This is a genomic window from Nocardioides sp. (assembly GCF_031422975.1).
GTDB lineage: Bacteria > Actinomycetota > Actinomycetes > Propionibacteriales > Nocardioidaceae > Nocardioides.
The window spans coordinates 1-3,188 of sequence record NZ_JANPEO010000653.1 but is presented as its reverse complement, the minus strand read 5'-3'; the positions used below and the strand labels follow the sequence as shown (position 1 = coordinate 3,188).

The following is a 3,188-nucleotide window of genomic DNA, read 5'->3' as shown; positions in this document are numbered from 1 at the left end:
CACGGGCCCGGCCCAAGGGGGCCGGGAGCCGCAGCCGGTGCCGCGCGCAGACGGGGGCAACGGCTCACGTCCCGCGACCGACAACCAGGGCCGGGTGCCCGCGCGGGACTACAAGTCCGGGCGGGTCGACGGGGGCTACCGCTGCAACGCCCGGGCGCTCGCCCACCTCGGCAACGCCGGTGGGTTCAAGGTGCACCGCTTCGTCGACGCACGGCGACACACCTGCGCGTTCTACGACAGCACGCTGGTCTTCCCGCGTGATGTTGCCTACAACGTGAGCTCGGGCCTCGGTGTGGTCGTGCTGGCGATGGACGACCCGCGCAACCCGCGGCAGACCGCGACTCTCACCACGCCCGCGATGCAGAGCCCGCACGAGTCGTTGCTGCTCAACGCGAGGCGCGGACTGCTCGCGGCGACGCTGGGGACCGCCGCGACGTACCCCGGAGTCCTCGACGTCTATGACGTGAAGACCGACTGCCGGCATCCGAGGCTGCTGTCCAGCACCCCGAGCGGCCTCCTCGGGCACGAGAGCGGGTTCGCGCCCGACGGGATGACCTACTGGACCGCGAGCACGTCCGGCACCCTCGTCGCGATCGACCTCGCCGACCCGCGGCGACCGCTGCCGGTCATGATCCAGCCCGGCGCGAACTACCACGGGCTGCGCTTCTCCGCCGACGGCGACACCATGTATGCCGCCAACATCGGCCAGCCCGACCTGGGCGGTCTGGACCTGATGGGCGGCACGGGACTGGACATCCTCGACGTGAGCAAGGTGCACGACCGGGTGCCGGGTGCGATGCCGACGGTGCTCTCCAGGCTGACCTGGCCGCAGGCCTCCATCCCGCAGTCGGCCGACCCGTTCACGCAGGACGGTCACGACTACGTGCTGGAGATGGACGAGTTCGCCGACCTGTTCTCCCTCAAGGGCATCACCGACCTGCCCAACGCGCCGGTCGGCGCGGGCCGGATCATCAACGTGGACGACCCGCGACACCCGTTCGTGGTCTCCCACCTGCGGCTCGAGGTGCACCAGGCCGACGTGCACGGTGGTGAGCAGTACGAGGACCCCGGCGCCAACTTCGCGGCGCAGGGCTATGCCGGCCACTACTGCTCGGTGCCCAAGCGCACCGACCCGAGAATCGCCGGCTGCTCGATGATCGTGTCCGGGCTGCGGCTCTTCGACATCAGCGACGTGGAGCACCCGCGCGAGGTGGCCTACTACAACCGGCCGGTGCGCCCGGGCTCCCGCCCCACGTTCCCCGACGTCGCCGGCTCCTACGCCATGTCCGCGCCTGCCTGGGATCCGCGACGCGGGAGCGTCTGGTACACCGACGCCAACTCCGGGTTCTACAACGTGAGGCTGACCAACGGCGTGGCGAAGCTGCTGCGCTGAGCGAGCCTCGGATCAGGCCGGCTCGGCCGCCAGTGCCCTGCCGATCACCAGCGCCTGCTGGGTCGTGCCGCCGTAGGCGAACTCCCACCGCTTCGCGGCCGTGAAGTAGCGGTGGGCCTCGCCGTCGAGGTCGATGCCGACGCCGCCGTGGACGTGGACGGTCGTGTGCGCGACCCGGTGGCCGGCGTCGGCTGCGAAGAGCGTGGCGGTGGCCAGCTCCGTCTCCGCGGGCAGCCCCTCGCCCAGCCGCCAGGCGGCCTGCCAGAGGGTGAGCCGCTGGCCGAGAGTGTCGATGTAGCCGTCGGCGAGGCGTTGCGAGACCGCCTGGAAGGTGCCGATCGGCCGCCCGAACTGCTCGCGCGTCCCGGCGTACGCCGCCGTGAGCGCCAGTGCCCCCTCGGTGACGCCGAGCTGCTCGGCGCAGGCGGTGACGGTGAGCAGATGTCCGAGCCGGGATGCGGCGCCCTCGACCGGCACGCGCGCCTCGGGTGCGACCACCACGTCGATCAGCTCGACCCGCGCGGCCCGGTCGCCGTCGGTGGTGCGCTGGGCGTGAGTCGTGACTCCCGGCGCGTCCCCCTCGACCAGGAACACGCCCACCCCGTCGGGGGTGCTGGCGGTGACGAGCAGCAGGTCGGCACCCAGTCCGGCTCGGACCAGGGTCTTGGTGCCGCTGAGCACCCACCCATCGTCGGTCCTCCGCGCCGTCGTGAGCGGACGCCCGGGGAGAGCGACCAGGTCCTCTGCGACAGCAGCAGCCAGCACTCGCTCGCCCGACACGGCCCCGGGCAACCAGAGGCGGCGCTGGTCGTCGGTGCCGAGCTCGGCGAGGGCCAGGGCGCAGGCAGCGTGGGTCGCGACCGGGACCGGGGCGACGGTGCGCCCGACCTCGACGATGACGCGGCAGAGCTCGACGAGGCCGAGTCCGGCGCCGCCGTACGCCTCCGGAACCGCGAGCCCGAGCAGCCCGGCGTCGGCAAGGTCGCCCCACAGGTCGTGGTCGAAGCGGTCGCCGCCGGCCTCCACAGCACGCAGCCGCTCCGGCGTGGCCCGGTCAGTGAGGATCCGGGCGGCCAGGGCGGCTGCCTCGTCCGCTTCGGGGGAGAAGTCGAAGTCCATGTCGTTACCTCTTCGCTGCCGGCAGACCGAGGCCGACGTAGCCGATGATGTCGCGCTGGATCTCGTTGGTGCCGCCACCGAACGTCATCACCAGCGAGGAGCGGTGGAAGCGCTCGAGCCGTCCCGCGATCACCGCGCCCGGGGAGTCGGCGGCGACCACGGCGTGCGGCCCGACGACCTCCATCAGGGACCGGTAGGCCTCGGTGGCCAGCTCGGAGCCGTAGACCTTCGTCGCGCTGGCGACGGCGGGGGAGAGGTCGTCGGCGGAGGACGCGATGTTCCAGTTGAGGAGCTTGAGCATCTCGACGCGGGCATGGACACGGCCCAGCAGCACCTGCACCCACTCGCGGTCGATGATCCGCTCTCCGTCGGAGTCCTTGGTCTCCTTGGCCCACGCCACGACCTGCGCGAGCGAGTGCGTGAGCGGCGCGGCCGACGTCAGGGCCACGCGCTCGTGGTTGAGCTGGTTGGTCATCAGCGACCATCCGCCGTTCAGCTCGCCGACCAGGTTGCCCACCGGGACGCGCACGTCCTCGTAGTAGGTGGCGCTGGTGTGCACCCCGGCGACCGTGTGCACCGGTGTGTAGGAGAAGCCTGGGGCGTTCGCCGGGACCAGGATCATCGACAGTCCCCTGTGCCGGGGCAGATCGGGGTCGGTGCGGCACGCCATCCAGAT

3 protein-coding genes are annotated in these 3,188 nt (G+C 72.0%); 1 reads left to right on the top strand and 2 read right to left on the bottom strand.

Annotation, left to right across the window (positions count from 1 at the left end; all coding sequences use genetic code 11):
* Positions 1 to 1,393: hypothetical protein (locus tag RMO85_RS19350; protein WP_310530344.1), on the top strand; the 1,393-nt coding region annotated here is incomplete at its 5' end.
* Between the two features lie 12 nt (positions 1,394 to 1,405).
* Here RMO85_RS19350 and RMO85_RS19345 read toward each other — a convergent pair.
* Positions 1,406 to 2,512: an acyl-CoA dehydrogenase family protein gene (locus tag RMO85_RS19345; RefSeq protein ID WP_310530343.1), complete on the bottom strand. Its 1,107-nt coding sequence runs from the start codon at positions 2,510 to 2,512 to the stop codon at positions 1,406 to 1,408.
* Between the two features lie 4 nt (positions 2,513 to 2,516).
* On the bottom strand, positions 2,517 to 3,188 hold a 672-nt coding region (locus tag RMO85_RS19340), incomplete at its 5' end, for an acyl-CoA dehydrogenase family protein (protein ID WP_310530342.1).

Coding starts and splice junctions, on each gene's coding strand:
- RMO85_RS19345 (WP_310530343.1), bottom strand. CDS start 2,512: ATGGACTTCGACTTCTCCCCCGAAGCGGACGAGGCAGCCGCCCTGGCC.